Source organism: Aeromicrobium sp. Leaf272 (assembly GCF_001422865.1).
Taxonomy (GTDB): domain Bacteria; phylum Actinomycetota; class Actinomycetes; order Propionibacteriales; family Nocardioidaceae; genus Aeromicrobium.
The window spans coordinates 563,121-569,062 of record NZ_LMMY01000009.1; the positions used below are offsets into that span (position 1 = coordinate 563,121).

7 protein-coding genes, 1 pseudogene and 1 riboswitch are annotated in these 5,942 nt (G+C 74.9%); of the genes and pseudogenes, 4 read left to right on the forward strand and 4 right to left on the reverse strand.

From position 1 onward, the window contains the following. Positions 1-5: 5 nt before the first annotated feature. The 4 genes from ASF38_RS04370 to ASF38_RS04385 form a co-directional block, all read right to left on the reverse strand. Entirely contained in the window at positions 6-734 is a 729-nt protein-coding gene (locus tag ASF38_RS04370) for an energy-coupling factor transporter transmembrane protein EcfT (protein ID WP_056573898.1), read from the reverse strand. Then, positions 731-2,089 carry an ATP-binding cassette domain-containing protein gene (locus tag ASF38_RS04375; protein ID WP_235497388.1) on the reverse strand — a complete coding sequence of 453 codons (1,359 nt, stop codon included), beginning with the start codon at positions 2,087-2,089 and terminating at the stop codon, positions 731-733. Before ASF38_RS04375 ends, ASF38_RS04370 begins: the two co-directional genes overlap by 4 nt. A gap of 80 nt (positions 2,090-2,169) precedes the next feature. Then, complete coding sequence (locus ASF38_RS04380; RefSeq protein WP_055962763.1) at positions 2,170-2,805, reverse strand: ECF transporter S component; 636 nt, start codon at positions 2,803-2,805, stop codon at positions 2,170-2,172. Then, a riboswitch (TPP riboswitch) is annotated at positions 2,795-2,905 on the reverse strand. (Overlaps the previous gene by 11 nt.) Before the next feature lie 58 nt (positions 2,906-2,963). Continuing rightward, positions 2,964-3,371 (reverse strand): ankyrin repeat domain-containing protein, encoded by a 408-nt coding sequence (locus ASF38_RS04385; protein ID WP_056573901.1) that lies wholly within the window; start codon positions 3,369-3,371, stop codon positions 2,964-2,966. A gap of 54 nt (positions 3,372-3,425) precedes the next feature. Here ASF38_RS04385 and ASF38_RS04390 point away from each other — a divergent pair, with 54 nt between their 5' ends. From ASF38_RS04390 to ASF38_RS04400, 4 genes and pseudogenes are all read left to right on the forward strand, one after another. Continuing rightward, positions 3,426-4,094 carry a GPP34 family phosphoprotein gene (locus ASF38_RS04390; protein WP_055962756.1) on the forward strand — a complete coding sequence of 223 codons (669 nt, stop codon included), beginning with the start codon at positions 3,426-3,428 and terminating at the stop codon, positions 4,092-4,094. 59 nt (positions 4,095-4,153) lie between these two features. Further along, positions 4,154-4,488: DUF4916 domain-containing protein (locus tag ASF38_RS04395; protein ID WP_235497426.1), on the forward strand; the 335-nt coding region annotated here is incomplete at its 3' end. Between the two features lies 1 nt (position 4,489). Next, a pseudogene (locus ASF38_RS18770) lies at positions 4,490-4,636 on the forward strand (DUF4916 domain-containing protein); the annotation flags it as partial. Between the two features lie 42 nt (positions 4,637-4,678). Further along, positions 4,679-5,836, forward strand: coding sequence for an MFS transporter (locus ASF38_RS04400; RefSeq protein WP_235497389.1), 1,158 nt, complete (start codon positions 4,679-4,681; stop codon positions 5,834-5,836). The last annotated feature ends 106 nt before the right edge of the window (positions 5,837-5,942 follow it).

Below are 5,942 nucleotides of genomic sequence, written 5' to 3' on the forward strand. Positions count from 1 at the left end.
CCTGGCTAGACCGCCACCAGGAGCACCACCGGGACGGCGGCGAGCAGGGCTCCCCCGACCGCGACGGCCACGTCGAGCAGGGTCCACGGCGCCGGCTCGGCCCACGACCGGCCGTGGGCCGACGCGAAGCCGCGCGCGTCCAGGGCGATGGACTGGCGCGACGCACCGCGCAACGAGGAGACGAGCAGGGCGAAGACCAGGCCGCCGCCGTACCGGGAGCGGGCGACCGGGCCACCGGCCGGTCCCGCGCCCCGGGCCCGGCGCGCTCGTACGAGCTGCTGCCAGGTGACCAGCAGACCGGCGGCCTGCTGCAGCGCCGACGTCACCGCCACCACGGGCCGCGCCGGCAGCCGGAGGTTCTGCGCCAGGTGGTCGCCGAGCCGGGCCGGGTCGACGAACACCGCCACCACGGCGCCCGGCCAGGCGAGCACCACGATGCGCAGGCCCGCGGTGAGGGCGAGCGTCTCGTCGTGCCCGCCGAGACGCCACGTGGAGTAGGCGACCGTGAGGCCCGCGAAGGCCGCGAGCGCCAGGCACAGCAGCGTGTACCGCACCGACGGGACCACCAGCAGGAGCACGACGGCGTAGACCGCCACGGTCACCAGGGCGATCGGCAGCGTCCGCACGGCGAGCGACCCGGGCACGGCAGCGACGCCCACCACGGCGAGCGCCAGCGGGTTCACGTGCAGCAGGAGCGACCGTCGACCGGTGGGAACGGTGTGCCGGGTCGTCATGCGAGCCGCCCTCCGTCGAGCCGGTGGACCCGGTCGGCGAGCGCCACGAGGTCGGCGTCGTGGCTGGCGGCTGCCGCGACGGCCCCGGCGTCCGCGGCGGCACGCCACCAGCCGGCCACGGTCGCCCAGGTGAGCCGGTCCTGGCCGACGGTCGGCTCGTCGAGCAGCACCGAGCCTGGCCGGTGCGCCAGCGCGGCGGCGAGGGCGAGCCGTCGCTGCTCACCACCGGAGAGCCGGTAGGGGTTCCGGTCCGCATGGGCACCGAGCCCGAGGTGCTCCAGCACGGCGTCGACGTCGACGGATCGGCCGAGACGACCCGCCGTGAAGGCGACCTCCTCGCGCACCGTGGTGGTGAGCAGGCCGTGCTCGGGGACCTGCGGCACCCAGCCCGAGACGGCGGCCAGTGCCGACGACCGCATCCGGTGCAGTGGCTCCCCCGCGCGCTCGACCGCTCCCGAGGTGGGGGCCTGCAGACCGGCGCACGCCGCGAGCAGCGTGGACTTGCCCGCCCCCGACGGACCGACGACGGCGTGCGCGGCGCCGTCGACCAGGCGCAGGCCGACGTCGTCGAGGGCGCGGGTGCGGGTGGTGCCGCGCCACGAGCGACGCACCAGCTCGACCGTGAGCCGCTCGACGTCGAGCGGCACCGCGTCGTCGTCCGGCGCCACCAGCCCCCGGTCCGGGAGCACCGGGACAGGAGCCGCGAGCCCGGGCATCCAGACCCCGGCCGCGCCGAGGGACTCACGGTGCGCGGCCACGAAGGTGGTCGGGTCCGTGTCGGCGAGCACGCCACCGTCACGGCCGAGGACGACCACCCGGTCCACGAGGTCGAGCCAGGGTCCGATGCGGTGCTCCACCACCACGAGCGTCGCGCCCGTCGACGCCACGGCGTCGGTGACCGCCCGTCGGACCTCGGCGGCCGAGGCCTCGTCGAGCATCGAGGTCGGCTCGTCGAGCAGCAGCAGACCGGGGCGCAGCGCGAGGGCACCGGCCAGGGCCAGACGTTGGGTCTCTCCGCCGGAGAGCGCGTCGGTGGGGTGCTCACGACCGTAGGGCAGGCCGACCGCGTCGAGCGCCGCGTCGACCCGGCGCCACGTCTCGTCGTGGTCGAGACCGAGGTTCTCGGGCCCGAAGGCGACGTCGCGGCCCACGCGGGCCGACACCACGGCGTCGCCGGGCTGCTGCGTCACGAGACCCCGCACGCCCTCGGCGCGGACCGATCCCGAGAGGTCCCCGGGCACGGACTCGCCCAGCGCACCGGCGAGCGCCAGCAGGAGGGTCGACTTCCCGGCGCCGCTCGGCCCCGCGAGCAGCACCCGCTGGCCCGCGGGGACGTGCAGGTCGAGGTCGGCCACGACGGGTCGGGCGTGACCCACCGGCCGCCACCCGAACCCGTCGAGGCGGACCTCGACGGGTCGGGTGGTGGTCAGGGCGGTCAGGCCTGCACGCCCTCTCCGGCGGCGTCGCGACCGGCGCCGAAGGAGTCGAGCGCCCCGGTGCCCGCGAGCGAGCGGACGAGCATCCAGCCGAGCAGACCGGCGACGACCGCTCCCGACACGGCGAAGAAGCCGAGGTGGGCGACCTTGTAGGCGAGGCCCCAGTCGACGTAGTAGAAGTTCCACTCGTAGACGGAGGCGAACACGGCCGACAGCACGCCCGCGAGGACGGCCACGCCGAGACCCCACCGGCGGTAGCGACCGAGGGCGAAGCCCAGCTCGGCGCCGGCGCCCTGCACGAGGCCCGAGAGCAGGACGGTGAAGCCCCACTCGGTGCCGCCGAGCACGAACATCGAGATCGCGGCGGCCACCACCTCGGTGCCGAACGCGGCACCCGGCCGGCGGATGACCAGCCCGCCGACGACCCCGGCGAGGAGCCAGCCGCCGCCGAGCAGCGCGCCGGCCGGCGGGTAGCCGATCGTCGCGGCCAGGTCGAGGAGGCCGTAGAGCTTCCCCCAGGCCCAGAAGATGACCCCGAACGCGACACCGAGCGACGCGATCGTGACGAGGTCGATGGTGCGATAGGACAGACGTGCCCGACCCTCGGTCGGTGTACGCGTGGATGCAGAACTCATCGTGACTCCCTTCGCCGGTGCTAACCGGAGCAGGTTCAAGGGTCTGCGGCTGATCCGCACTCTCAGCGCCCTCTGCGGCGGCGCTCCCCTGTCGTGGTGATGCCAGCCTAGCCGCCCACGGGCCACCGCGCCCAGCCCGTCCGGGCCGTGAGCCGGGGTCAGGCCAGGAGGTCCGTGCGTCCGAACATCGCCGCGGTCTCGCGGGCCGTCGGGTGACCGGCGTCCGGGTCGGCGCCGGCCTCGAGCAGGACCCGCACCACCGCGTCCTCGCCCTTGAACACCGCACCGGCCAGCGGGCTCTGGCCGCGGTCGTTCAGCGCGTCGACGACGGCGCCGCGGGCGGTGAGCGCGGCTACCGTCCCCGCATGCCCGTGGTAGGCCGCGAGCATGAGCAGCGTGTTGCCCGAGGCATCGGTGAGCTCGACCGGGACGCCCGCGTCGACGTGCTGCGCCAACCGCTCGGTGCGACCCTCGCGGGCGTCGTCCAGCAGGTCCTGCGCCAGCGCCACGGCCCGCGGGTCGAGGGCCGTGTGTTCAGGGGTGGTGGCGTCGTCCGACGGGTCCATCCCTCGACCGTAGGGCGGGGTGACGTCGGTCGCAGGTCGGCCTACGCTCGAGGCATGACCGTGGCTCGCGACCTCCTGCTCGTCGCGCTCGACCCGGAGTCGGGCAAGGTGCGGCTGCCGTCGATGGCCGCCGAGCCCGCGCTCGGTGGCGCGGCACTCATCGACCTCGTGCTGCTCGGTCGCCTCGAGCTCGTCGGCACGGGACGGAAGGCCCGCGTGGCCGTCGCCGACCGCACGCCCGTGGACGATCCCGACCTGCAGGCCGCCTTCGAGCGCGTCTGGCAGAAGGGCCACCAGGCGCCGAAGGCGATCGTGACCCGCCTGGGCAAGAAGCAGCGCAAGGCCGTGCTCGCGTCCCTGGAGGCCGACGGGCTCGTGCGGGACGAGCAGCGCCGCGTGCTCGGCATCCGGCTGGAGCGGTACGAGCTCGTCGACGTCGCACGACGCGACCAGCTCGTCGGCGCGATGCGGCAGGTGCTCCTGCACGACCAGCCGGCCGACCAGGTCACGGGTCCGCTCGTCGGCCTGCTCCTGGCCGCCGACCAGCTCGGCCTCGTGGTCGAGAAGCGGGAGAGGAAGGCCGCGAAGGCGCGGGCCAAGGTCGTCGCCGACGGCGACTGGGCCAGCGAGGGCGTCCGCAAGGCGATCCAGGACGCCCAGGCCGCCATGACCGCCGCGATGACGGCCAGCATCGCGGCCTCCACCACCGCGTCGAGCTCCTGACGAGGGCCGTCCCGCCGGGGCGGCACGGCTGACGCCCACGCGTGGGGGAGGATGAGGCCATGGCGTCCGTCCGCACCCCTGACCCCAATCCCGGCTGGCTCTCCGAGATCGCGCTCGACGAGACCCGCTCGCGCGTGCCGATCCTCTACGTCGAGGGGATCCCCGTCCGGGTGGACGCCCACGGCCAGGTCGAGCACCTGGGTCTGCTGCTGCGTGGTTCACCCACCACCGGGGCCATGACGCGCACCTTCGTCTCCGGACGCGTCACCCACGGCGAGTCGGTGCGCGACGCGCTGCTGCGCAACCTCGAGAAGGACCTCGGCCCCACCGCCTTCCCGCAGCTGTCGGCGTCGATCGTGCCGTTCACGGTGGCCGAGTACTTCCCGCTGCCGGGNGGTGAGTGCAACCCGCGCCAGGACGCCCTCGAGCTCAGCTGGATGACGCCCGAGCAGGCCCTCGACCCGGCCGTCCTCGACGAGATGGAGGGCGGGCGCGGGATGCTCGTCCGACAGGCCCTCGCCCACGTCGGCGCCCTGGCCTGACCCCCCTGCCGGCACCGGTCGGCGCGGGCGGACCATGGTCCGGTGACCACCCCGAACCGCTGGTTGATGCTCGCGGTCGGCATGCTCGCGCAGGCGTCGGGGACGGTGGCCGCGAACGCCGCCGTCTTCCTCATCCCCTACCTGCACCTCGAGCGGGGACTCCCCCTCCCGCAGGCCGGCGCGCTGGCGTCCGCCTCGCTGCTCGGCACCACCGTCTCGCTCGTGGCGTGGGGCGTCGTCGTCGACCGGTGGGGTGAGCGACTGACCCTCACGCTCGGTCTGGTGGTCACGACCGGCGGCACCGTCGCCGCCGCGTTCGTGGACGGCTACCCCGCCCTGGCGGCGTGCTGGTTCGTCGCCGGCGTGGGCGTGGCCAGCTCCAACGCCGCCAGCGGTCGACTCGTGGTGGGCTGGTTCCCGGCCGAGCGCCGCGGCACCGCCATGGGGGTGCGCCAGACCGCGCTCCCGCTCGGGGTCGGGGCCGCGGCGGTCTTCGTTCCGACGACGGTGCAGGCCACCGACCTGCGCACGACGCTGCTGTGCATCGCCGCTCTCAACGCGGTGGTCCTCGTGGCCTGCGCCCTGCTGGTGGTCGATCCACCACGACGGTCCCGCGCCGACGCCGACGACGCAGGCGAGACGGGCAGCCCCTACCGGGGCGACGTCACGCTCGTGCGCATCCACGCCGCGTCGGCCCTGCTGGTCGTCCCGCAGTTCACCGTGTGGACCTACATGCTCGTCTGGCTCATCGACGAGCGCGGCTGGGCCGCCGGCGCAGCCGGTGTGCTCGTGGCGTCCACCCAGCTGCTCGGCTCTGCCGGCCGCATCGGGGTGGGCTGGTGGTCCGACCGGGTGGGCAGTCGCATGGGACCCATGCGGATCGTCGCGGTCGGGGCGGCGCTGACGATGCTGGCGCTCGGCGTGCTCGAGCCGACGCCCCTGGCCGTGGTTCTCATCGTCGTGGCCACGGTCGTGACCGTCGCCGACAACGGCCTGGCCTTCACCGCCGTGGCCGAGCGGGCCGGGCCGTGGTGGTCGGGCAAGGCGCTGGGCGTCCAGAACACCGGCCAGTACCTGGTGAGCGCGGCCGTCCCGCCGGTCGTCGGGCTCACCGTGGCCGGGCTGGGCTACGGGTGGGCGTTCGCGCTCGTGGCCCTCTTCCCGCTCGTCGCGATCCCGCTCGTCCCGCGCGATCGATGACGAACGACTCACACCACGCCGACAGGACAAGGCGGCGCCGCCCGGGATAGCCTTTACCTACCCACCGGTAACCGACCGCTGACCTGCACGACCTTTGGGTGGCCTT